Below are 22,425 nucleotides of genomic sequence, written 5' to 3' on the forward strand. Positions count from 1 at the left end.
CACAGCATGGAAGCCTTCGCCGCCACCATTATGAACCCCGGAAATCTGGTCGCCATCGTCGTGGCGGGCATGGTGTTCTTCACGGTCATCACCCTCGGCCAGAGCCTGATGTCGGGCGAGCAACTGGCCAAGCGCATGAAATCCGTCGCCACACGGCGGGAGGAGCTGCGCCGTCTGTCGCGCCAGAATGTCGGCCGCGACGCCACCGGGGGCTTACGCCGCACCGACACCAGTCCGTACCGCGCCCTGGTCGAAAAGCTGAACCTGAAGACCCTGCTGGAAGACCCGAAGGTGGTTGAGAAACTGGCCTCCGCCGGCTTTCGCGGTCCCAAGCCGGTTTCGACCTTCTATTTCTTCCGCTTCGCCATGCCGTTCGTGCTGGCTGGCGGCGCCGCCTTTTACCTGTTCGGGCTGAATGTCGGCCATCTGCACCTGCAGATGAAGGCGCTGATCTGCATGGGCGCCTTGGTGCTCGGCTATTACGCGCCCAACCTCTACATCTCCAACATGGCCTCCAAGCGCCGCCAATCCATCGTCGCCGCCTTTCCCGATGCGCTCGACCTGCTGCTGATCTCGGTCGAGTCGGGCATGTCCATCGAGGCGGCACTGCATCGGGTCGCCGGGGAAATCGGCTCGGCCTCGATCGAACTGGCCGAGGAGCTAAGCCTGGTGGTGGCGGAGTTGTCCTATCTGCCGGAGCGTCGCATGGCGTACGAAGGTCTGGCCGTACGCACCAACCACCCTGGCATCAAGGCGGTCTGCACCGCGATGATCCAGGCCGAGAAATTCGGCACGCCGCTCGGCACGGCCCTGCGCGTCATGGCCAAGGAAAACCGCGACCTGCGCCTGTCCGCCGCCGAAAAAAAGGCCGCCGCCCTGCCCGCGCAACTGACCGTGCCGATGATCGTCTTCTTCCTGCCTGTGCTGTTCGTGGTCATTCTCGGTCCGGTCGTGCTGCGCATCACCGCCATGCAGAAGCACGACACCTCGGCGCCGATCATCAACCAGCATCCGACGGAAAAGAACGAACGGTAAAGCGCCCGATTGCGTTCCCGAACTGAGCGTGATAGCGATATCATAACTCAGACATATAACCGCACCAGGGAACATCATCATGCGTCTTTTCACCAGCGCCGCCCTCGGCGTTTCGCTTCTAGCGCTCGCCAGCGCCTCTGCGACCGCCGCCACGCCGCCCATCTCGCTCAGCATCGACGCAGGTAAGCCTGGCGCGACCATTGACCGGCATATTTTCGGCCAGTTCGCCGAACATCTGGGTCACGGCGTCTATGGCGGCGTCTGGGTCGGCAAGGATTCGAGCATCCCCAATACGCGCGGCATCCGCAACGACGTCGTGGCCGCGCTCAAGGCGATCAAGGTGCCCGATGTGCGCTGGCCGGGCGGCTGCTATGCCGACAGCTATCACTGGCGCGACGGCGTCGGCCCCGATCGTAAAACGCGCGTCAATACCGCCTGGGGCAATGTCGTCGATCCGAATACGTTCGGCACCGACGAATATATGGACTTCATCAACCAGATCGGTTCCGAAGCCTATGTTTCGCTCAATATCGGCTCCGGCACAGTCGGCGAGGCGCAGGACTGGATGGAGTATATGACCGCCGACCAGCCCACGACGCTGCAACAGGAGCGCGCTAAAAACGGCCATCCCGCGCCCTATAATGTGCCGTTCATGGGCATAGGTAACGAAAGCTGGGACTGCGGCGGGCTGATGACGCCGGACGAATACACCGCCGAGCTGCGCCGCTATGCCCGCTTCGTCGGCAGCTATAACCCGAAAGAGCCGACCATGAAGATCGCGGTCGGCCCCGGCACGGACGACACCACCTGGACCGACGCCGTCATGAAGACCTGGAAGGAGCGCCGCGGCTGGTCGTTCGACTTCCAGGGCCTGTCGCTGCATTCCTACACCGTCTATGACGGCTGGCCGCCGCACATGCCTTCGACCGATTTCGACAAGACCGCTTATGCGCACGTCCTGAAGGAGACCCTGAAGATGGGGCCGCTGATCGACAAGCAGTCGGCGGTCATGGACAAGTACGATCCCGACAAGAAGGTCGCGCTGGTTGTCGATGAATGGGGCGCGTGGCTGGCCCCGACGCCGGGCTCGAACCCCGCCTTCCTGATGCAGCAGAACACCCAGCGCGACGCCGTGCTGGCTGCGCTCAACCTTAACATCTTCGCCCGCCACGCCGACCGCGTGCGCATGGCCAATATCGCCCAGATGGTCAATGTCTTGCAGGCCATGATCCTGACCGACGGCCCGAAGATGGTGCTGACTCCGACCTATCACGTCTTCAAGATGTACGTGCCCTTCCAGGATGCGACCATCATTCCGGTCACCTATGATGCCGGAACCTATACCCAGGGCGATACGACCCTGCCGCGCCTCGACGCCATCGCGGCCAAGGGCAAGGACGGCAAGATCTGGCTCTCACTGACCAATCTCGACCCGGACCAGCCGCTTGAGGTCGACGCCGCCGCGCTCGGCTTCAAGGCCAGCGCTGCGACCGGCCAGACCTTAACCGCGCCCAAGGTGGACAGCCTCAACGACTTCGACCATCCCGACACGGTGACGCCGAAGCCGATCAGCGGCAAGCTCAAGAACGGCGCCATTGTCCTGACCCTGCCGCCCGCCTCGGTGACGGTTGTGTCGCTGGAGCCTTGACGCTGGCACTACGCCCGCACGACGGCCTTGGTATGAATGCCGTCGTGCGTGGCGATCAGCCGCATAATCCTGCTGCGGCGCTTCGAATCGCATGACCGCGTCACCGTATCCGGCATAGCGTCCACTGTTTTTTAGATCTCCTGCACAGGATGCGTTGCGAAATCTCGCAAAGCGCACGGGCCGAGAATAAAAGACTTTATTTTGCGACGTCTGTGGGTCTGCGTCGGCAATAAAGCCATACGCTCATGGCGATGGAGACAAAGCCGATCACGATGGTGTAGGCGAAGAAGGTGAAATAGCCCGCCCCCAGCGCGGCGGGCGTCACCCCCAGTTTCGCGGCGGGCGCGACGTAGGAGTCTGAATGCAGATGCGCCATCAGGCCGGTGAACAGGGAGGCCACGCCGCCATGATCGGCGCCCCTGGCTGAGGCTTCGACGATGCGGCCCGACTGCGACGCCACCAGCTTGCCGAGGATCGAATACAGGCTGGAGAACAGGGCGTATTGCGTGGCGGTGAACGAGGCCGAGGTCAGGGACGACATGTAGGCGATCAGCACCGTGCCGGAGACGCTGGCCGAAATATTGTCCATGGCCATGGCGATGGCGAACACCTTGACGTCATGCCCGGCGCAGGCCAGCCACATGAAGCCCGCATGGCTGAGCGGCCCGACCACCGCGCCGATCACCAGAGCGCGCATCAGGCCGAACTGCGCGATGATCCAACTGGCGAAGCCTAAGCCGATCATCGACATGATCACGCCCCAGACCTTGCGCATACCGGCGATGGTATCGAGGCTGAAGCCGAGATCGACGTAAAACGGGTTCATGATGTTCAGAATAAACTCGCTGACGCGATAGACCAGGATCAGCGCCAGAATAAATGCGGCCCAGTTTTCGTAGCGCTTGAAGAAATCCGCGACCGGCGCGACGAAAGCCCCCTTAAAATAGGCGCCGGGTCGGGTCTTCCACGGCAGCGGCAGGCAGCAGGCCGCCAGAACGCCGAAGCCGATCAGAAAAGCGGGTATCTGCAGGAAGACGCCGGTGGTCTTGGCGGTCCAGACGGCTTTGAGCGCCGCCTGCGCCGCATCGCTCAGGCCGACAAGACCCAGCACAAAATCGAGCGCATTGACATTGCCGGTCAGGCCGCAGCCCATCAGAATCGCCGCCAGAACGATCAGCACGCCGCGCGCGGTCCATTCCAGCGTCTCGCGCCACGGATGCGGGGGCAGGTCGTCCATATGGATCGGGCGGATAATATGCGCCTTCTCGCGCGGGGCCAGAAAGACAGCCGCGATCCCGACCGCCATGAAGGCCGCCATGATGGCGTAGGCGGCGTTCCAGCCGAGCGGTCCGGCCAGCACCAGCGGCAGCACGCCCGACAGGATCATGGCGATGCGATAACCCCATTGATAGCAGGACGCCATCAGGCCCTGCAGCTTCTCCTCGACCGCTTCAATGCGCCAGGCGTCCATGACGATGTCCTGCGTCGCGGCGATGAAGCCGGTCAGCGAGGCAATGATCGCCATGCCGACAATGCCGCGTTCAGGATGGCTGAGCGAAATGCCGATCAGGCCCGCCACGAGCAGGCCCTGCACCAGAAGCAGCCAGCCGCGGCGATGGCCGAAGGCCTGCGTCAGGAACGGCAGGTTCAGCCGGTCGATCACCGGCGCCCACATGAATTTCAACGTGTAACTGAAGGTGGTGAACAGAAAGAAATAGCCGATATCGGCCAGCGACACGCCCGCCTGACGCAGCCAGACGCTGGCCGTATCATAGATCAAAAGATAGGGCAGGCCGGACGAGAAGCCGAGCGCCAGCATGACTGAGGCGGGCCAAAGATTGTGTTTCAGCTTCGCGCTTTCGTCCGTCGCGGATGTATTCGACATGCCTTACTCCGTCTTTTGCCTGACGGTATGGGGCTTTGGCGGCGGCGTCTAGGCGGATTTCGTTTTCGCCGGTTCGCTGGTCCAGGTTTGCAGGCGGTGACGCAGGGCGGCGACTTCGATTGGCTTGGCGAGAAAATCGTTCATGCCCGCGCTCAGGCTGGCGCGGCGGTCTTCTTCATAAGCGTTGGCGGTCAGGGCGATCACAGGCGTGGTCACGCCACGCGCGCGCAGGGCGCGGGTGGCGCCGAGGCCGTCGAGACCGGGCAGGCCCAGATCCATGAAAATCAGGTCGAAACTGTCTCTGGCGGCGATGTCGAGCGCTTCCTCGCCGGAGGCGGCGCGCTCGACGCGGCAACCTTCACGTTGCAACAGGATTTGCGCCAGCAGGGCGTTGACCGGATTGTCCTCGACCAGCAGAACCGATTTGTCGGCGGCCGCCTCGCTGACGATGCGCTCATCTTCGGCGTGCGGCGTCGTGGAGCGGCCGCGCAGAGCGGCCAGACGTTCAAGCAGGGACACGCGGCGCAGCGGTTTGATCAGATAACCGGCCCAGCCCTGAGCGCGCCAGGCGTCCAGTTCGTCGCGCTGCTCCGGCGCCAGCAGGATCAGACTGTTGCGCGACGGCGCCGGGCAGGGGCCGTCCAGCACCGCGCGATCGCACAGAACGACGGCCTGCATGTCTGTGACATCCTCTGGATGCGCAACGACGCGGACGCGACAATCGGCGCCCGCGAGATGGCTCAGTGCGCCGTCGCGCAGCACCGGATTGGCGGTGACGAGGCTGAGCGCGTTGGGAAGGCGCGTCGTTTCATAGCCCTTGCGCAGACCGTAGGGCGCGCGGAATTCGACGATAAAGCACGAACCGGCGCCGACCTCGGACTCAAGCGACACCTGACCGTTCATAGCCTCGACCAGTTTCTTGACCACGACGAGGCCAAGGCCTGCGCCGCCATAGCGCGTGGCGTCGCTGGCCTGAACCTGACCGTATTCTTCGAAGATACGCGCGCGCGCTTCTTCGGGAATGCCCGCGCCGGTGTCGCGCACGCTAAAACGGATCAGGCCCTGATCGGTCAGTCCGACGCGGATCAGAACGCCGCCGGTCGCCGTGAACTTGATCGCGTTGCCGGCCAGATTGAACAGGATTTGACGCAGACGCCCCTCATCGGCCTGAATATGCTCCAGACGCGATTCCAGCGCCCAGGCGATTTCGATGCCGCCGGCATGGGCGCGCGGCGATAAAAGTTCAGCCACGCTTTGCAGTAAGGGTTCGAGTCTGACCTGGGTGGTTTCGAGCTGAATGCGACCGGCGTCGATGCGCATATAGTCGAGCAGATCATTGACGAGGGTGAGCAGATGTTCGCCCGACTCGCGCGCGGTGGCGAGATAGGAGTCCTGATCGGGCGACAGGGGCGTGCGCGACAGCAGCGACAACATGCCCATCACGCCATTGAGCGGGGTGCGGATTTCATGACTCATCAGCCGGAAGAAGTCTTCACGCGCCTTGAGCCGGTCTTCCGGCGACAGGTTGTGATCGGAGGAACCGGGCGATGAAGAGGCGAACTGGGAGGTCATAGGCGGATTTTCCGTCGAGATCGTTCTGAGGCCGCCAACCCTAACCGCAAAAGGTTAAGGTCACGCCAAACGGAGGTTAAGAAGGGGTATAGAGACGCGCCTCCATCGCGCCTTCGCGGCTCTGGCGACGATAGATCAGCGCCTCGGCGACATGGCGACGCAGCACCGCACCCGACTGTTCGAGATCGGCGATGGTGCGCGCCAACCGCAGGGTGCGCGTCCAGCCGCGCGCGCTTAAATTGGCTTTTTCCGCCGCCTGGGTCAGCAGCGCCTTCGCCTTGTCATCCAGTGGGCAGATGGCCTCCAGCCCCGCGCCATAGGCCGTGGCGTTGAGGGCATTTTCCGGCGCCAGATCAAGTTTTTGCGCGCGCTGCGCCTGAATTTCGCGCGCCGCCATGACGCGCGCGCCGACCTCCTTCGATCCTTCCGCGGGCGCGGGCAGGGCCATGTCCATCGCCGTTACCGGCGGCACGTCGATTCGCAGGTCAATGCGGTCCATCAAAGGGCCGGAGACGCGGTTCTGGTAATCGTTCTGACAGCGCGGCGCCTTGCCGCATGCGCCCTTGCCCAGACCACCATGCCCGCAGCGACAGGGATTCATCGCCGCGACCAGTTGCACGCGCGCCGGATAGCGCACATGGTTGTTGGCGCGCGCCACCACGACATCGCCGGTCTCCAGAGGCTGCCGTAATGAGTCCAAGGCTTGCGGCGAAAACTCCGGCAATTCATCTAAAAACAGCACGCCATTATGCGCCAGCGACACCTCGCCCGGCTTGGCGCGCATGCCGCCGCCGGTCAGGGCCGCCATTGACGCTGAATGATGCGGCGAGCGAAACGGGCGCGCGCGCGTCAGTTCGCCCCTGGCGATCAGACCGGCCATCGACCAGATTTGCGAGGTCTCCAAAAGTTCGCGTGACGTCAATGGCGGCAATATGCCGGGCAGCCGCTGCGCCAGCATCGACTTGCCCGAACCCGGTGGTCCGACGAACAGGAGATTGTGTCCGCCCGCCGCCGCGATTTCGAGCGCGCGCTTGGGCGTTTCCTGTCCCTTGACCTCATTCAGGTCCATCGGTTTTCCGGGCGTTTTCACCTCGCCCGGAACCGGCGGCGTCAGCACGGCCTGACCTTTGAAATGGTTGATCAGCGCGATCAGCGAGCGCGGCGCCAGAATGGCGACATCGCCCGCCCACGCCGCCTCGGCGCCGTTATCGTGCGGACAGATCAGCCCCATGCCATAGGACGAGGCCGCAATGGCCGCGGGCAAGGCCCCGGCGATCGCCGCAATCGAGCCGTCGAGCCTTAATTCTCCGACGCAGACAAAACCATCGAGCGCATCCTGCGGTATGACCCCCATCTCGGCCATCAGGGCCAGCGCAATCGGCAGATCGAAATGCGTGCCTTCCTTGGGCAGATCGGCGGGCGACAGATTGGCGACGATGCGCTTGCCGGGCAGGGCCAGTCCCATGCCCGCAAAGGCGCCGCGCACGCGCTCGCGGCTCTCCGCCACCGCCTTGTCGCCCAGGCCGACGACCTGAAAGGCGACCTGGCCCTGAGTCAGGACAATTTCAGCTTCGACGCGGCGCGCCTCGGCGCCTTCAAACGCAATGGTGGTGACTCGCGCGGGCATGACATCCCCCTGATGCTGCGCTGAAAATCCTAAAAGAACTCAACCTTAATGCGGTGAGGACATACAGAATCTATCCACAAGCTAGCGGGGATAAGCATACAAAGCAAGAACAAAAATTGAACAATTAGCAAACTCGCTCAATTGTATGCGCAAAAATTGTGCAAATCGCTGAAATTATTAAAGATTTATGAAGGCGCGCGTCCGGGTGATCACCCCTTGACGGCGTGCAACGCCTCGATCCGCTCCCACATCAGTTCAGTCGCGTCCACGCCCTCAAACGCTTTTAACTGCACGGCGCCGGTGGGGGAGGTGACATTGATCTCGGTCAGATAATCGCCGATCACGTCGATGCCGACGAACATCAGCCCTTTCTCTTTCAGAACAGGTTTGAGCCGCGCGCAAATCTCGCGGTCTCGCGCCGTCAGCGCCAGTGGCTCCGCCCGCCCGCCGACGCGCAGGTTCGAGCGCACCGCGCCTTTCTCCGGCACGCGGTTGATGCCGCCCGCGATCTCGCCGTCGATCAGGATGATGCGCTTATCGCCCGCGCTGACCGCCGGGATGAATTTTTGCAGGATCACCGGCTCACGGCTGATATTTCCAAAAAGTTCGATTAAGGCGTCGAGATTGCGATCGCCCGCCTTGAGCTTGATCACGCCATTGCCCGCCGCGCCATGCAGCGGCTTGAGGATACAATCGCCATGACGCGCGAAGAAGTCGTGGATGGCGACCGGATCGGCGCTGACCAGGGTGGGTGGCTGCAAATCCGGGAAATGCGTCGCCAGCAGCTTTTCCGGCGCGTCGCGCACGCTGGTCGGATTGTTGACCACCAGGGTCTTGGGGTGGACCATCTCCAGCAGATAGGTCGAGGTGATGTAGGCGATGTCGAACGGCGGATCCTGGCGCAGCAATATGACGTCGAGATCGTCCTCAAGATCGAGCTTTTCAAAATCGCCCGCCGTAACGTGATCGCCCTTGACGTCGCGCAGGCTTACCCGGCGCGCGCGTGCAAACGGGCGGCCATCCTCAAGCGACAGATGTTTCGGTTCGAACACCCAGAGCTGATGTCCGCGCGCCTGCGCCGCCATCATCATCAGAAAGGTCGTATCGGAGGCGATATTGACCTTTTCAATCGGATCCATCGAAACGGCGACGCGCAGGCTCATGTGGTGTTCCTTTATGCTGCCGCCGATATGTGTCGCCCGCGCGGCAAAGGCAAGCGCTTCCGGCTAAAAAGGCGGCGCTTCGAAGGCGTTGATCCGGTGTTGCGGCCAGTGACCGGGCGCCAGAATGTAGAGATCAATGTTTAGATCAAAGCTTTGCAACTGCGGCTTCTTCGCCTGCAAGGCCAGTCCGGCCTGCCACAGCCGCGCCTGCTGCGTGGCGGAGACCGTTTCATAAGCTTCCTGCGGCGTGCGTCGCGACTTGACCTCGACCACGGCCAGACGACGGCCCTTCTGCGCCAGAATGTCGATTTCGCCGCGCGGCGTTTTCAAACGGAAGCCCAGGATGCGGTAGCCTTTGAGCATCAGATGGATGAGCGCGACATATTCCGCCAGATGGCCGGCCCGGTGCGCCTTGCGTCCTCTGATGATCCTATCCACGCGCCTTGCCCTGCATCTCAAGCGCCTTCTGATAGATCAGCTTGCGCGGCAGGCCGAACATCTGGGAAAGTTGCCGGGCGGCGTCGGCGGGACTGTACGACTCCAGCGCCAGTTTCAGCGCTTCGTCGAGATTGTCCGTGGACGGAGCTTCCTCCAGGGGCGGGGCGACGACGATGACGATTTCGCCCTTTGGCTCTTGCAGAGCAGGATCGGCGATCAGGACGGACAACCGCCCGCGATGGCCGGTTTCGTAAAGCTTCGTCAGTTCACGACATACGCATGCCTCACGGTCGCCCAGCGCCGCCAGCATGTCGCCCAGCGATTCGTGCAGGCGCGGCCCGGTCTCGAAAAACACCAGGGTCGCGGCCTGCGCAGCGAAACCGGCGAAGAAGCTTTTGCGCGCGCCGCTCTTGTTCGGCGCGAAGCCTGCGAACAGAAAACGGTCGGTCGGCAGCCCCGACAGGCACAGCGCCGCCAGCACCGATGAGGCGCCGGGGATCGGGTGGACTTTGAGGCCTGCGCTTTGCGCCTCCGCCGCCAGCCGGAAGCCGGGATCGGAGATCAGCGGCGTGCCGGCGTCGGAAATCTGCGCGATCACCTCGCCGCTGCGCAGGCGGTCGAGAATTTCCGGCAAGACCTTCGGCCCGACATGATCGTCATAACGGATCAGCTTTTTCTTCAGATCGTAGGCGGCCAAAAGCTTGCCCGCCACGCGCGTATCCTCGGCCAGCACGACATCGGCGGCGCGCAGCACGTCGAGCGCGCGCAAGGTGATGTCGCGTAAGTTTCCGATTGGCGTGGCGACAATATAGAGGCCAGGGCTGACAGGCCTTGGCGGCGGAGCGAACAGAGATTCCATGTGCTAACCTAGTAGCTCCAATAACAGCCTGTCCAGCACGACGCGGCCCTTATCGGTGGCGCGCAGACGCTCCCTTGTCTGTTCGAGAAAACCGTCCGTGATCAGAGCATCGGCCTTTTCGCGGTCAAGATGCGGGATGCGCGTCCATCGCACGCCGTCGATCAGGCGCAGGCCCAGCATCAGCGCCTCCTCCTCAGCCTCCTGCGGCGACAGGGCGGTGGCGGCGATCGGATCAGTCGCCGCCGTATAGGCTTTCAGGTCCGGCTCGGCGACGGTGGCGTAACGCACGCCGCCGCGCGTCAGCCTGCCATGCCCGCCTGGACCAACCCCCATATAATCGACGCCCTCCCAGATGAAGACATTATGCGCCGAGCGGGCGGCGGGGCCACGCGCGTGGTTCGACACCTCATAGGCCTCAAAACCGAGATCGCCGAGCGTGTCCTGCGTCGTCTGGTACAGCGCCTCGGCCAGCTCCGGGTCGGGCGGCGCCCAGACGCCGCGCCGCACCGCGCGTCCGAAGGCGGTCGTCGGCTCGATGGTCAATTGGTAGGGCGAGATATGTTCGACCTCAAGCGCAGCGGCGCGGCGCAGCTCCGCCGCCCAGCCTTCCGGCGTCTGACCGGGCAGGGCGTAGATCAGGTCCAGCGATACGCGCCCGAACACCGTCTGCGCGGTCTCGATCCCGCGTATCGCGTCCTGCGCCGAATGATTGCGGCCCAGAAAGCGCAGCGCCTCATCGTCGAGCGCCTGCACGCCGAGCGACAAACGGTTGACGCCCGCCACGCGGAAGCCTTCATAACGCGCAATCTCGGCGTCGGTCGGATTGGCTTCGAGTGTTATTTCTATATTGCCGGAAAGTGGGAATAGTTCTGAAGCCGTCGCGATCAGCTCCGCCACCCACTCCGGCGGCAGCAGCGATGGCGTGCCGCCGCCGAAAAAGACGCTGGCCAAGCGGCGTGGCCCTAAACCCTCCGCCTGTCGCTGCAGATCGGCCAGCATGGCGTCAAACAGGGCGCGCTGACCGGCCTGCTTTCGATCGCGTGTGACGTTGAAATCGCAATAGGGGCAGATGCGCGAGCAATAGGGCCAGTGGACGTAGAGGGCGAGCGGCTCCACTTAGAACAAGGCCTTGCGCAACTGCTCGAACGCCAGGTGGCGATGGCTGATCGCGTCCTTGGCTTCGGGGTCCATCTCGGCGAAGGTCATGTCATGGCCGTCGGGCCGGAAGATCGGGTCGTAACCGAAGCCCTTGTCGCCGCGCTTCGGAAAAACGATGTCGCCATCGACGCGGCCCTCGAACACGCAGGCATGACCTTCGGGCCAGGCGACCGCCAGCGCGCAGGTGAAAAAGGCGCGCGTCGTATAGCCGTCGCCCTTGGCCTCTTTCGCCAGCCGCAACTTATGCTCGATGACTTCGATCGCGCGGTCGAAATCCTTGTATGGCCCGGCCCAGCGCGCCGAATAGACGCCCGGATCGCCGTCCAGCGCCGCGATGCTCAGCCCCGAATCGTCCGCCAGCGCGGCCATACCCGCCTTCATCGCGGCATGGCGCGCTTTGAGAATGGCGTTGCCGATAAAGCTGACCTCGGTTTCCGGCGGCTCCGGCAGGCCCAGCTCTCCGGCGGGAATGACCTCAAACCGGTCGTCCAGCAGGGCGGAAATTTCGCGCGCCTTGCCTGGATTGTGCGTGGCGGCGATCAGCTTCTGGCCGGGGATCAGGGACAAACTCATGCGGCGCTCCTTGTCGCTCGCCTTTTAAACGGATACGGGCAAATGGAAAGGCCTGTTGCGTTGCGCGCCCACAATGTACGACAATGCGGCTTGAGTTCAGGGGAGGTCTTATGCGCCTGTTAGGTCCGCGCTCTATCGCCAGCCTGCTGAAGACGGCGCTCGACGTCGTCTATTACGGGCTTTACACGCTGATCTTCGGCGCCGCCATCGCAGTGGTGTGCGTCCTCAGCGTGCCGAATCTGGCCGCCGAAGTGGTGCGGCGGCTCAATATCGGCGCCAATCTGTCCGCCGGGTCGCAGGCGGTGATGCTGATCGCCTTCGCTATTTCGCTGGGCGGGTATCTGCTGGTCATGCGCTGGACGCGGGCCATTTTTCGCACCCTGGCCGACGGCGACGTGTTTCATCCCGACAATACGGTGCGGCTGCGTTCGATCGGGGTGGCGCTGGCGGCGCTCGAAGTCTTCGGCTACGCCGCGCGCGCCTTTGCCTCGGGCTTTTTCCATATCGAGTTCGAGCCGATCTACGGCCTGCGGGCGGTGACCATGTGGTTCCTGGTGCTGGTGGTCTTCGTGCTGGCCGAAGTGTTCAAGGAAGGCGCGCGCCTGCGCCACGAGGCGGACCTGACCATATGATCCGCATCCGTCTCGCCGAGGCGCTGGCCAGGCGCCGCCTGTCCATCGTCGAACTGTCCGACCGCACGGGGATCAGCGTGCGCGATCTGGAAATCCTGCGCGATAACAAGGCGGTGGCGGTGCGGCTGACGACGCTCGACGCCCTGTGTCGGGCGCTCGACTGCGCGCCGGGCGATCTGATGACCTATGAGATCGATTAATATTCCTGCATAGCCTGCCGGATCTGGTCGGCGTTCTGCTGCGCGGTCATGCTGGCGGTCAGGGGCGCCGCAAACTGGCCTTTCGGGTTCATCAGATAGACAACCGAGGTGTGGCTGTAGGTGTAATCATCGCCGGAGCCCGACTTGACCGCGCTGACCTTGTATTCTTTTTCCGCCTGTTCAATCGCGGCGGGCGCCCCGGTCAGGCCGATGACGTTTTTCGGAAAGCCGTTCGAGGCCAGATAGGCTTTCAGCGCAGCGGGCGTATCGCGCGCCGGATCGACCGTGACGAAGACGATCTGCAAATCCCTGGCCTTATCGCCGAGAAGGCCTTGCGTGCGCGCCAGGTTTTGCAGGGTCAGCGGGCAGACATCGGGGCAGAAGGTGTAGCCGAAAAACACCGCCGACCACTTGCCCTTCAGCATGGCCTCGGTGACCGGCTTGCCGTCCTGATCGAGCAGTTTGAACGGCCCGCCGATATCGGCCACGCCGGTCGTGGTGGTCGGGTGCGACATGCCGCCGCGCGTGGGCGGAAAGACGCGCCAGAGATTGACACCGATCAGTCCGATCAGCAGGGTGGCGGCGATAACGATCACCGTGAGTCGAAACTTGCCCATGCGTGTGGTCTCCTTCAGCCCTTCCTGCCGGTTTAGTCCGGCCAGCCCGCGATCTCAACCATGTTTGTCGTCCGCGCCCTCGAACAGGTGTCCCGCATCCTCAACGGCCCCGATCCCGGCGCCGCCGGAGACGGTCTCTCGCTGAGCCAGCCGCGCGCTCAGGAGCATTTACGCCTGCGCACCCTGATCATGTTGCGCTGGCTGGCCGTGTTCGGCCAGACCGCCATGATCCTGCTGGTGGGCTACGGACTGAATTTCACCATTCGCACCGGCCTGTGCCTTGGCGTCGTCATGGCCAGCGTCTGGCTCAACATCATTCTCAGTCTCGGGCGCCGCAAGGTGACGCGCGTGCGCGGCTGGGAAGCCATGATGCAGCTCAGTTTCGACACCATCCAGTTGGCTGTATTGCTGGGCGTCACCGGCGGGCTGAACAATCCGTTCTGCCTGATGCTGATCGCGCCGCCCAGCGTCGCCGCCGCCAACCTGCCGACGCGGCATGGCCTTGCGGTGGTGATCGTCTCTTTGCTGGCGACTGTGGCGCTGGCCTTCTGGTCCCTGCCACTGCCGTGGTATCCGGGGCAGAGCTTTGTTCTGCCGGAGATTTACCGCGCCGGTTTTCTGGCCGCCATCCTGATCGGCATCGCTTTTACGGCGGGTTATGCCTGGCAGACGGCGCTGGAGCAGACGCGCATGGCGCGCGCCCTGGCCGCGACCCAGGCCGTGCTGGCCAAACAGCATCGGCTCGGCGCGCTCGGCGGTCTGGCGGCGGCGGCGGCGCATGAGTTGGGCACGCCTTTGGGCACGATTCAGGTCGTGGCTAAGGAGATGCTGCACGGTCTGAAGCCCGGCGATCCGCTGTACGAGGACGCCGAACTGCTGGTGTCGCAGACCCAACGCTGCCGCGATATCCTCAAAGCCTTGTCGGCGCGCCCGGATCGCGGCGACGCGGTCTATGAACGCGTCTCGCTGCGCAACTTCCTCGAAGAGGCCGTGGAGCCGTTCCATGCGCGCGGCAAGCGAATCGAGATCAGCATCGAGGTCCAGCCCGCCGTGCGCGCGCGGCTCGGCGATGGCGATCCGGGCCTGAACATAAGTCTGCGCCGCCGTCCCGAATGGCTGCACGCGGTCTCGGCCTTTGTCGGCAACGCGGTCGATTTCGCCCGCTCCAGCGTTTTCGTGCGCGCCGAACTGACCGCGGGCTACGCCAGCCTGACGATTGTAGACGATGGACCGGGTTTCGCCCCGGACATTTTGTCGCGGCTGGGCGATCCTTACGTTTCGTCGCGTTATCAGGCTGATCCGGGCGAAAACCGTTCAGAAGCAAAGCATTCCGGCATGGGACTGGGCTTCTTCATCGCCAAGACCCTGATTGAAAACACCGGCGCCAGCGTCACTTTCGGCAATCGCGAAGCGGGCGGCGCCTATGTCCGGGCCTTGTGGCGGCCCGAGCAAATAGATATTTTGTCGCACGACACAATTGCGGATCAAGGCGGGCGAAACCCATGAGCGAAACACAGGATCACGAAGCGGCGAAAGCGGCGCTGGCCGAACGCATCGCCGCCCTGCCGGACAGGACTTTGTTGCTGATGGATGACGACGCGCCGTTCCGCAACCGGCTGGCGCGCGCGCTGGAAACGCGCGGTTTCGTCGTGACGGTCGCCGAAAGCGTCGCGCAGGCCATCGAGATCATTAACGCCAATCCCCCCGCCTATGCGGTGATGGATATGCGCCTTGACGACGGCAATGGCTTGCAGGCCGTACAGGCTCTGCACGTCGCCAGACCCGACGCCCACGCCGTCATGCTGACCGGCTACGGCAATATCGCCACGGCGGTCGCGGCGGTGAAGTCCGGCGCCATCGACTATCTGTCCAAACCCGCCGACGCCGACGATGTGGCGCGCGCCCTGCTGGCGGTCGAGGACAAGGCTCCGCCGCCGCCGGACAATCCGATGTCCGCCGACCGCGTGCGCTGGGAGCATATTCAGCGCGTCTATGCCCTGTGCAATCAGAACGTCTCCGAAACCGCAAGGCGCCTCGGCATGCACCGCCGCACCTTGCAACGCATCCTGGCTAAGCGGGCGCCGAAGTAAGGCCGCCCCCTTTACTCGTCCGCGATCACGATCCCCGGCTGATCGGGCGGGATGAAGTCGAACAGGCCGAAATCAAGCGCCTTTTGCGGGCGGGCGGCGGTCAGCGGGTTTTGCGACAGGGCCAGCAGTTCCTCCGGCGTCAAGTCTTTGGCTTCCGGCTTGCGGCGCAGGTGGCGCGCCTGTCCCTTGGCGGCGCCCGGCTCAGAGCGCGTCGCGTCGCTGTCCAGTATCTTCCAGTAGCCGATTGACAACTGCCACGCCGCCTTCGCAACGCGGGCCGGTTCCGGCCAGCGGCGGCCATCGGAGAAGCTCGGCGCCAGCGGCGCCTTGTGCGCGCGAATATCCTCAGGAACGCGGCTCAGCAGTCGGCATACGCGATCCTCCGGCAGGGGAACGAACACACGGCCTTTGCGGTCGTCCTCGATCAGACCGGCATAGGCGTCGAGCGCGTCCTCGCGCCGTTCATAGACGGGGCCGAGCGTCTGGGTGACAAAGGCGACGCGCCCCTCCACCAGCCTTTCCGCTTCACCCTGCCGACCTGCGCGCGCGCCCTTGCCTTCGCGAAGCTGGCTCAGGGCGAGATGGGCGTCCTTGGCGATCGGATAGGCGGGTACGGGCATAATTGTTCACGTTTTATTCCGGGGTTTCACCATAGACCTGCACAAGCGGGGTGACAAGGGGGCGATCCTGCCCTTATGGTCGCCAAAAGTCACATAAATTACAGGATAAACGTCATGGACCCGATGCGCCGCAACCTGATCCTGAGCGGACTGGCCGCTCCCGCCTTGGCGCCTGCGCTGGCCCCCGCCCTGGCCCTCGCCCAGACCGCCGCGCCGGTGGCGGACGATCCTTCGCGCGCGGCCCTGTCGTGGCCGACTCCAACCTTCACCATCGACCTGTGGCCGAACGGCGCGCCGGGCCAGCTTCATCCCGATATGAAGGAAAACGTCGAGGAAACCTCTAAGGATCCAAAACAGCATTTTCGTCGCGTCAACGGGATCAGCCGCCCGCGCGTCGCGGTGTTTCCGGCGCAAAACCCCAATGGCGGCGCCATGCTGATCATTCCGGGCGGCGGCTTTTACTGGAACTATTTCGATCATGAAGGCTATCAACTCGCCGATTTTCTCAACCGCCAGGGCGTGACTTGCTTCGTGCTGTTCTATCGTCTGGCGGCGGACGGCTGGGACAAGCCCGCCTATGTCGGCAACGCCGACGCCCAGCGCGCCATGCGCGTGATCCGGTCGCGCGCCGCCGAACTCAAGATCGACCCGGCGCGTCTCGGCGTGACCGGCTTCTCGGCGGGCGGTTTTCTGACCTCAAGCCTGGCTACGCGCCATGCCGCCAGCTTCTATGCGCCGGTGGACGCCGCCGATCAGCAATCGGCCAGACCGTTTCTGGCCGCGCCCATCTATCCGGTGCAGAGCGTCGATCCGGCCTACGCCTATCCGGGCGTGATCTCGACCCTGTTCGGCGGTCAGGTCACGCTGGACATCATCAAGACCTGGTCGCCGGATCAGAATGTCGGCCCCGATACGGCGCCGTGCTTCCTGTGCCAGAATGAAGACGACACGACCGTGCCGGTGCAGAACACCGTCGCCTTGCGCGACGCGCTGGCCGCCGCGAAAATTCCGGTCGAAACCCACCTGTTCGCCAAGGGCGGCCACGGCTTCGGCATGAAGGACGAGCCCGCCCAGCCCTGGCATATCTGGCCGCAACTGCTGGCCAATTTTGCGCGCAGCCGTGGGATGATGGGCTGAACCGAGCCATAGGCTGTAAGCGTTTACGGGCGTTCTTTTTACACGCGAATCAACTTGCTCTATAGTTAAGACTTCTGTGATTCGTATGGACGATAGGCGCGCCGCATGGCCCTTGCGACCCTGGCTTATTCCGCAGCGGGCGGAGCAATGGCTCTGGCCCTGTCGACGACGTGGCTGGCTCTGCGGTTGCGGTCGCGCCTGACCGCCGCGCAAGGCGCGCTTCGCGACGACCTCAGCCACAAACAGAGCCTGCTGCGCGAACTGGACTCCGCCACCCAGGCGTTCGACGAGGCGTTTCTCGCCGTCGAAGGCGATACGGTGCGCCCGGTTTGGGGGGAAGACTCCTTGCGCGCCTGCGCCGAAGCCCTGGGCCTGAAGGCTCTGGACAGCGATCTGGCGCCCGCCGTCATGGCGGCTCTGGGTGACACCTCGAAAGAGGCCGCCGAGGGGCTGAAAGCGCTGATCTCCGAAGGCCGCGCCTGCCGCTTTGAGATTTTCACCGGCGGCGACCCCGATGACGTCAACGCGCCGCCGGGGCGCACACTGATCATCGAAGGCCGCGCGTCCGGCGCGACGGCGTGGATCCGGCTGGCCCTGGCGGGCGACCGCGCTTCGCTGTCCTCCGGCCCGTTCGCCCAGATGGCCGAACGCCTGCCCGCGCCTTGCTGGATCTGCGCGCGCGACGGGCGCGTCGTCTGGGCCAACGGCGCATGGCTGCGCGCCGTCGAGGCGTCGTCGCTCGATCAGGCGATCAAGGGCAATCTGACCCTTGACCGCAACGCCGACGCGCTTGTCTTAGAGGCGCTGGAAACGCGCGTGCGCCGCGACGGCTTCCGCTGGCTGACCCTGAACGGCCAGCGCCGCGCCTTTCAGATCATCGCCGAGCCGCTCAACGACGCCTATGTCTGCGCCTATGTTTTGGATGTGACTGAGGCCGAGGAGAGCCGCGAGGCCCTGCGCCGCCACGCCAAGGCGCACGATGAGACGCTCGACGCGCTCGAAGACGCGGTGGCCATTTTCGGCCCGGAGCGGCAACTGACCTTCCATAACCGCGCCTTTGAACAATTATGGGAGCTGGAGCCCGCCTGGCTGGCCGAGCGACCGACGCACGGCGAATGGCTCGACCGGCTGCGCCAGAAGCGCCGCCTGCCGGAAACCTCCGACTACGCCGCCTTCAAGAGCAAAGAGAGCGAGGCGTTCAGCCTGACCCATACCGGCGATGACGAGATGTGGAGCCTGCCTGACGGGCGGTCCTTACGCGTCGTGCATCAGCCGCATCCGTTGGGCGGGCTGCTGCTGCTGTTCTCGGACAAGACCGGCGAACTCAAGCTCAAGGCGCAGTTCAACGCCCTGATTCAGGTGCAGAAATCGACGCTCGACCAGTTGAACGACGCCGTATCGGTCTATGGTTCGGATGGACGGCTGCGCCTGCGCAATTCGTCGTTCGACCGCTTCTGGAATATCCGCCCCGACGATATGGCCGCCGTGATGGACTTCGCTGAGGTCGCCGAGCTGTGTCTGCCGCTGGTGCATGATCGCGGCTTCTGGAGCGAACTGAAGGCGCGTGTCACCGACACCGACCCGCTGGCGCGCGCGCCGCAAAAGGGCGAAATCAGAGTATCAGACGGGCGGCTGGCGCAATGGCGCACCCAGCCCCTGCCGGACGGCGCCACCCTGGTCGCCTTTTCCGACATCACCGCCACGCGCCAGTTGGAAAAGGCCATTGAGGACCGTGACGAGGCGCTGAATGAGTCCGTGCGGCTCAAGCGCGACTTCGTCGCCAATGTCTCCTACGAGCTGCGCACGCCGCTGACCACCATTGTCGGATACGCCGACCTGTTGCAAGCGCAGGCGGGCGCCAACCCGAAACAGACCGCCTATCTCGATTCGATTCAGGCGGCGGCGCAGGAACTGGCGCGCTCCATCGACGATGTGCTGGACATGGCGCAGATCGACGCGGGTGAAATGTCGATCACGCGCAGCCCGGTGCGGCTGCTCGATCTGGTCGCCGAGGTCGGGGCGCGTCTGGCCGACAGCTTCAAAGCGCGCAGCGTCGGTTTTGACTATCACGGCGTCATCGAAACCGGCGAGATCAGCGTGGACGCCAAACGATTGGGGCAATGCCTCGACCACCTGCTCGGCAACGCCATTCGTAACGCGGCGCAGGGCGGTTCGGTGACGCTGAACGCGCGCCGCAACGGCGATACGCTGGAACTGGAGGTCGCCTATACCGGACGCGGCATTCCCTATCATGTTCAGGCGCATATCTTCGATCGCTATATCGGGCGCGAGCGCGGCGGGCCGGGTCTGGGCCTGGCCTTGGTCAAGGCCCTGGTCGAACTGCACGATGGCTGGATCACGCTGGAATCCGAGCCGGACAAGGGCGCCAGCTTCAAAATCCACCTGCCGGGCCAGAGTGCAATCCAGTCCTCCGCCGCCGTCCACGTCGTCGAGGACAGAAGCGCCGTCGCCGAAGACGAATCGGAGGACGGAGCCGCGGGCGACGATCCGGTGCTGGGCGTCGCCTGATCCGGGGAACGATCCAGACGCGATTGTAGGGATTTGCAACCGGATGTGACCGTTTCGGGGTTGATCCTGGGGACAAGATGGCCGATAGGCTGCCCATCCCCGACTTGTTCCGCCTCGCAACGACTACGTGCAGGAGCCCGCCGACCCTATGCCCAAGGATCTTCGCCGCCTTCGTCCGGTCATCAGCCGCTGGATGAGCCTGCGCCACTGGCGCTCGCAACTGGTGTTCTGGAGCGGCGGTCTGCTGGTCGGTCTGGTGGCGGTGTTCATGGCGATAGTGGCCGACCGGGCGCAGTCCCTGTTCGGCCTGATGCGCACGCACATCTTCTGGCTTCCCCTGTTCCTTACGCCGATCGGTTTCGCGGCGTCCAGCTATGTCACCAAGCGCTGGTTCGGCACTGCGCAGGGCTCCGGCATCCCTCAGGTCATCGCCGCCAGCGAGATCGTGCGCCACGATCCTGCAAAGGCTGAAAAACTGGTGTCGATACCGGTGGTGCTCGGTAAGATCGCCATGCTGATGCTGGGCCTGTTGTGTGGCGCGCCGATCGGGCGCGAAGGGCCGACCGTGCAGGTCGGCGCCGCCCTGATGCGCATGACGGGCCGCATCGGCGGCATCGTGCAGAATGAATCGGCCCTGCTGCTGGCGGGCGGCGCGGCGGGCGTGGCGGCGGCGTTCAACACGCCTCTGGCCGGGATCGTCTTCGCCATCGAGGAGCTGGGCAAGTCGTTCGAGCAACGCACTTCCGGCACGGTGATCCTGACCGTGATGCTGGCTGGCGTCGCCTCCATGGGCCTGATGGGCGACTATACCTATTTTGGCCGCCACACCACCCATATTGAAGGCTGGACCGATGTGCTGGCCGTGGCGGTGTGTGGGATCGGCGGCGGGCTGCTGGGCGGCGGTTTCTCACGCGCCACGATTTTCGGCCTGAAGCGTCTCGGTACATTTTTCGGCGGCTGGACCAAGCAGCATCCGATCTGGTTCGCGGCCGGTTGCGGCCTGCTTCTCGCCATCCTCGGCGTGGCGTCGGGCGGCGCGGCCTTCGGCACCGGTTACGGCGATGCGCGCGACCTGCTGGCCGGTCAGCAGCACGTCATCTACGGCTATGGCCTGCTGCGCGTGGTCGCGGCGCTGGTCATGGCCATTTCCGGCATTCCGGGCGGTCTGTTCGCGCCCTCCCTGTCGGCGGGCGCAGGCGTCGGCGCCGATCTGCACCTGATGGTCCCAATCGTGCCGCTGGCCACCATGGCCCTGCTCGGCATGGTCGGCTACTTCTCCGGCGTGGTGCAGTCGCCGCTGACCGCCTTCGTCATCGTTATGGAGATGACCAATGACCACGACATGGTGCTGCCGCTGATCGCCACCTCGCTGCTGGCCTATTCGGTGTCGCGCCTGATCTGTCCGCACCCGCTCTATCACAGCCTGGCGCAAGGCTTCATCAAGCAGGCCAGAGCGGAACAACGGGCTGAAAAGGCGGAGACGAAACTGACCGTTGAACCGGTGAAAGCGACCCCGGAAGCCTGATCAGGCGGCGTGATACAGCGCCCGCATCGCGTCCGAGGCGCTGATAATCCCGACCAGCCGCCGGTCTTCGTCCAGCACCAGCACATGCCGCCGATCGCCGCGCGCGAATAGGGGCGTCACCTCGGCCAGAGGCGCACCGGCGCGCGTCGTCATCACATCTTCCTGCATCACCTGCCCGGCGACTTCGGGAATGTCGGAGTGGACACGCCCGCTTGGCGTCAGAAACGCCCTCAGCCCGCCGTGACGCGCCGCTTCGGCTTCGATAGCGGCGCGCGTCAGGAGGCCATGCACGCGACGGCGACGGTCAATCACCGGCAGGGCCTTGATATCGTGCTTGTCCATTAGCGCATAGGCGTCCTTCAGGTGCGTTCCGAAATGCACGGCGTGAACCGGCGCGGTCATCGCCTCGCCGCAGAGGCGCTGACCAGCCAGCCGCGTCCAGGCCAGTTGTTCGCTGCGCGCCAGCAGCCGCGCCAGATCGTCGGCGGCGATGTCCAGCACCTCGTCCTGCTCGCGCAGCGCGGCGCTGAGATCGGCCTCGCTGATGCGCAGCAGCCCCGACTTCGCCGTCGCCGCGACCGGCGCGACGTGCGGATAGGACCGCCGCGTCAGATTGTTCCAGATGAGCCCCGCTGCGACCAGCAGCAGCGAGTTCAGGCAGGCTGGAAACAGGATAAAGAGCGGCGCCTTCGTATGCGTCAGCACGACCAGCAAAGCCATCGCGCCGCCCGGCGGATGCAGGCAGCGGAAGGTAAACATGGCCGCAATGGCCAGCCCGACCGCCAAGGCCGCCGCCATGATCGGATCGGGGACCAGGTTGCACATGGCGACGCCCATGACCGCCGAAACCGTATTGCCGCCGACCACCGACCAGGGCTGGGCCAGTGGCGAGGACGGCACGGCGAAGACCAATACGGCGCTGGCGCCCAGAGGCGCGACCAGCCAAGGCGACAGATGCGCATGGCCTGCGAGGCTCAGACAGATCAGCCCGGTCAGGGCGATGCCGATCGCGCCGCCGAGGGAGGCGCGCAGGCGCTCGCCAAAGCTGATCGTCATCGGACGCGGCCAGAAGGCTCTGAGAACAGGGCTGAAGGTCATGGGCTTTCACGCAAAAGGA

Annotated in this window: 20 protein-coding genes; 9 read left to right on the forward strand and 11 right to left on the reverse strand. The window is 64.4% G+C overall.

Going from position 1 to position 22,425, the window contains the following annotated elements:
- Nucleotides 1-6 precede the first annotated feature (6 nt).
- Nucleotides 7-1,035 (forward strand): type II secretion system F family protein, encoded by a 1,029-nt coding sequence (locus ACTHLA_RS05840; RefSeq protein ID WP_440186155.1) that lies wholly within the window; start codon nt 7-9, stop codon nt 1,033-1,035.
- 79 nt (nt 1,036-1,114) lie between these two features.
- Nucleotides 1,115-2,683 carry an alpha-N-arabinofuranosidase gene (locus tag ACTHLA_RS05845; RefSeq protein ID WP_440186157.1) on the forward strand — a complete coding sequence of 523 codons (1,569 nt, stop codon included), beginning with the start codon at nt 1,115-1,117 and terminating at the stop codon, nt 2,681-2,683.
- Nucleotides 2,684-2,879: 196 nt separating this feature from the next.
- Here ACTHLA_RS05845 and ACTHLA_RS05850 read toward each other — a convergent pair whose 3' ends face one another.
- From ACTHLA_RS05850 to rdgB, 8 genes are all read right to left on the reverse strand, one after another.
- Nucleotides 2,880-4,568, reverse strand: coding sequence for an AmpG family muropeptide MFS transporter (locus tag ACTHLA_RS05850; RefSeq protein ID WP_440186159.1), 1,689 nt, complete (start codon nt 4,566-4,568; stop codon nt 2,880-2,882).
- Between the two features lie 48 nt (nt 4,569-4,616).
- A complete protein-coding gene (locus tag ACTHLA_RS05855; RefSeq protein ID WP_440186161.1) occupies nt 4,617-6,140 on the reverse strand; it encodes a response regulator in 1,524 nt (507 codons plus the stop codon).
- A gap of 76 nt (nt 6,141-6,216) precedes the next feature.
- The gene (locus tag ACTHLA_RS05860) at nt 6,217-7,767 is read right to left on the reverse strand and encodes a YifB family Mg chelatase-like AAA ATPase (protein WP_440186163.1); all 1,551 of its coding nucleotides are present in this window, start codon (nt 7,765-7,767) and stop codon (nt 6,217-6,219) included.
- A 209-nt stretch (nt 7,768-7,976) separates the two neighbouring features.
- Nucleotides 7,977-8,930, reverse strand: a complete 954-nt coding sequence (gene gshB, locus ACTHLA_RS05865; protein WP_440186165.1) for a glutathione synthase — start codon at nt 8,928-8,930, stop codon at nt 7,977-7,979.
- A gap of 63 nt (nt 8,931-8,993) precedes the next feature.
- Nucleotides 8,994-9,368 carry a YraN family protein gene (locus ACTHLA_RS05870; RefSeq protein WP_440186167.1) on the reverse strand — a complete coding sequence of 125 codons (375 nt, stop codon included), beginning with the start codon at nt 9,366-9,368 and terminating at the stop codon, nt 8,994-8,996.
- The gene (rsmI, locus tag ACTHLA_RS05875; RefSeq protein ID WP_440186169.1) at nt 9,361-10,227 is read right to left on the reverse strand and encodes a 16S rRNA (cytidine(1402)-2'-O)-methyltransferase; all 867 of its coding nucleotides are present in this window, start codon (nt 10,225-10,227) and stop codon (nt 9,361-9,363) included. The genes ACTHLA_RS05870 and rsmI overlap by 8 nt, the downstream gene beginning before the upstream one ends.
- Nucleotides 10,228-10,230: 3 nt before the next feature.
- A complete protein-coding gene (gene hemW, locus ACTHLA_RS05880) occupies nt 10,231-11,343 on the reverse strand; it encodes a radical SAM family heme chaperone HemW (RefSeq protein ID WP_440186171.1) in 1,113 nt (370 codons plus the stop codon).
- Complete coding sequence (gene rdgB / locus ACTHLA_RS05885) at nt 11,344-11,958, reverse strand: RdgB/HAM1 family non-canonical purine NTP pyrophosphatase (protein WP_440186173.1); 615 nt, start codon at nt 11,956-11,958, stop codon at nt 11,344-11,346. It abuts the gene before it with no gap.
- Between the two features lie 110 nt (nt 11,959-12,068).
- On the opposite strand from rdgB, the gene ACTHLA_RS05890 reads away from it, so the two are divergent.
- Both ACTHLA_RS05890 and ACTHLA_RS05895 read left to right on the forward strand, forming a co-directional pair.
- Complete coding sequence (locus ACTHLA_RS05890) at nt 12,069-12,590, forward strand: DUF2975 domain-containing protein (protein WP_440186175.1); 522 nt, start codon at nt 12,069-12,071, stop codon at nt 12,588-12,590.
- Entirely contained in the window at nt 12,587-12,790 is a 204-nt protein-coding gene (locus ACTHLA_RS05895; protein WP_440186177.1) for a helix-turn-helix domain-containing protein, read from the forward strand. The genes ACTHLA_RS05890 and ACTHLA_RS05895 overlap by 4 nt, the downstream gene beginning before the upstream one ends.
- On the opposite strand, the gene ACTHLA_RS05900 is transcribed toward ACTHLA_RS05895, so the two are convergent.
- Nucleotides 12,787-13,407, reverse strand: coding sequence for an SCO family protein (locus ACTHLA_RS05900; protein WP_440186179.1), 621 nt, complete (start codon nt 13,405-13,407; stop codon nt 12,787-12,789). The genes ACTHLA_RS05895 and ACTHLA_RS05900 overlap by 4 nt on opposite strands.
- Nucleotides 13,408-13,467: 60 nt before the next feature.
- Between ACTHLA_RS05900 and ACTHLA_RS05905 the strand changes: the two genes are divergently transcribed.
- Nucleotides 13,468-14,913, forward strand: a complete 1,446-nt coding sequence (locus ACTHLA_RS05905) for an ActS/PrrB/RegB family redox-sensitive histidine kinase (protein WP_440186181.1) — start codon at nt 13,468-13,470, stop codon at nt 14,911-14,913.
- Nucleotides 14,910-15,497, forward strand: coding sequence for an ActR/PrrA/RegA family redox response regulator transcription factor (locus ACTHLA_RS05910; protein ID WP_440186183.1), 588 nt, complete (start codon nt 14,910-14,912; stop codon nt 15,495-15,497). Before ACTHLA_RS05905 ends, ACTHLA_RS05910 begins: the two co-directional genes overlap by 4 nt.
- A gap of 11 nt (nt 15,498-15,508) precedes the next feature.
- Here ACTHLA_RS05910 and ACTHLA_RS05915 read toward each other — a convergent pair whose 3' ends face one another.
- Entirely contained in the window at nt 15,509-16,117 is a 609-nt protein-coding gene (locus ACTHLA_RS05915; protein WP_440186185.1) for a hypothetical protein, read from the reverse strand.
- Nucleotides 16,118-16,231: 114 nt separating this feature from the next.
- Here ACTHLA_RS05915 and ACTHLA_RS05920 point away from each other — a divergent pair, with 114 nt between their 5' ends.
- The 3 genes from ACTHLA_RS05920 (at nt 16,232) to ACTHLA_RS05930 (ending at nt 21,308) form a co-directional block, all read left to right on the forward strand.
- Nucleotides 16,232-17,254: an alpha/beta hydrolase gene (locus ACTHLA_RS05920; protein ID WP_440186187.1), complete on the forward strand. Its 1,023-nt coding sequence runs from the start codon at nt 16,232-16,234 to the stop codon at nt 17,252-17,254.
- Nucleotides 17,255-17,359: 105 nt separating this feature from the next.
- Nucleotides 17,360-19,783, forward strand: coding sequence for an ATP-binding protein (locus ACTHLA_RS05925; RefSeq protein WP_440186189.1), 2,424 nt, complete (start codon nt 17,360-17,362; stop codon nt 19,781-19,783).
- 148 nt (nt 19,784-19,931) lie between these two features.
- Nucleotides 19,932-21,308 carry a chloride channel protein gene (locus ACTHLA_RS05930; RefSeq protein ID WP_440186191.1) on the forward strand — a complete coding sequence of 459 codons (1,377 nt, stop codon included), beginning with the start codon at nt 19,932-19,934 and terminating at the stop codon, nt 21,306-21,308.
- On the opposite strand, the gene ACTHLA_RS05935 is transcribed toward ACTHLA_RS05930, so the two are convergent.
- Nucleotides 21,309-22,406, reverse strand: a complete 1,098-nt coding sequence (locus tag ACTHLA_RS05935; protein WP_440186193.1) for an HPP family protein — start codon at nt 22,404-22,406, stop codon at nt 21,309-21,311. It lies immediately after the preceding gene.
- Nucleotides 22,407-22,425: the final 19 nt, after the last annotated feature.

It is taken from the genome of Asticcacaulis sp. (assembly GCF_051956075.1).
GTDB lineage: Bacteria > Pseudomonadota > Alphaproteobacteria > Caulobacterales > Caulobacteraceae > Asticcacaulis.

Excerpts from the sequence above, each read along its gene's own strand:
- ACTHLA_RS05905 (WP_440186181.1), top strand. The coding sequence starts at position 13,468 with ATGTTTGTCGTCCGCGCCCTCGAACAGGTGTCCCGCATCCTCAACGGC.
- gshB (WP_440186165.1), bottom strand. The coding sequence starts at position 8,930 with ATGAGCCTGCGCGTCGCCGTTTCGATGGATCCGATTGAAAAGGTCAAT.
- ACTHLA_RS05900 (WP_440186179.1), bottom strand. The coding sequence starts at position 13,407 with ATGGGCAAGTTTCGACTCACGGTGATCGTTATCGCCGCCACCCTGCTG.
- ACTHLA_RS05925 (WP_440186189.1), top strand. The coding sequence starts at position 17,360 with ATGGCCCTTGCGACCCTGGCTTATTCCGCAGCGGGCGGAGCAATGGCT.
- ACTHLA_RS05920 (WP_440186187.1), top strand. The coding sequence starts at position 16,232 with ATGGACCCGATGCGCCGCAACCTGATCCTGAGCGGACTGGCCGCTCCC.
- ACTHLA_RS05915 (WP_440186185.1), bottom strand. The coding sequence starts at position 16,117 with ATGCCCGTACCCGCCTATCCGATCGCCAAGGACGCCCATCTCGCCCTG.
- ACTHLA_RS05860 (WP_440186163.1), bottom strand. The coding sequence starts at position 7,767 with ATGCCCGCGCGAGTCACCACCATTGCGTTTGAAGGCGCCGAGGCGCGC.
- ACTHLA_RS05850 (WP_440186159.1), bottom strand. The coding sequence starts at position 4,568 with ATGTCGAATACATCCGCGACGGACGAAAGCGCGAAGCTGAAACACAAT.
- rsmI (WP_440186169.1), bottom strand. The coding sequence starts at position 10,227 with ATGGAATCTCTGTTCGCTCCGCCGCCAAGGCCTGTCAGCCCTGGCCTC.
- ACTHLA_RS05855 (WP_440186161.1), bottom strand. The coding sequence starts at position 6,140 with ATGACCTCCCAGTTCGCCTCTTCATCGCCCGGTTCCTCCGATCACAAC.
- ACTHLA_RS05840 (WP_440186155.1), top strand. The coding sequence starts at position 7 with ATGGAAGCCTTCGCCGCCACCATTATGAACCCCGGAAATCTGGTCGCC.
- ACTHLA_RS05935 (WP_440186193.1), bottom strand. The coding sequence starts at position 22,406 with ATGACCTTCAGCCCTGTTCTCAGAGCCTTCTGGCCGCGTCCGATGACG.
- ACTHLA_RS05895 (WP_440186177.1), top strand. The coding sequence starts at position 12,587 with ATGATCCGCATCCGTCTCGCCGAGGCGCTGGCCAGGCGCCGCCTGTCC.
- ACTHLA_RS05930 (WP_440186191.1), top strand. The coding sequence starts at position 19,932 with ATGCCCAAGGATCTTCGCCGCCTTCGTCCGGTCATCAGCCGCTGGATG.
- rdgB (WP_440186173.1), bottom strand. The coding sequence starts at position 11,958 with ATGAGTTTGTCCCTGATCCCCGGCCAGAAGCTGATCGCCGCCACGCAC.
- ACTHLA_RS05845 (WP_440186157.1), top strand. The coding sequence starts at position 1,115 with ATGCGTCTTTTCACCAGCGCCGCCCTCGGCGTTTCGCTTCTAGCGCTC.
- ACTHLA_RS05890 (WP_440186175.1), top strand. The coding sequence starts at position 12,069 with ATGCGCCTGTTAGGTCCGCGCTCTATCGCCAGCCTGCTGAAGACGGCG.
- ACTHLA_RS05910 (WP_440186183.1), top strand. The coding sequence starts at position 14,910 with ATGAGCGAAACACAGGATCACGAAGCGGCGAAAGCGGCGCTGGCCGAA.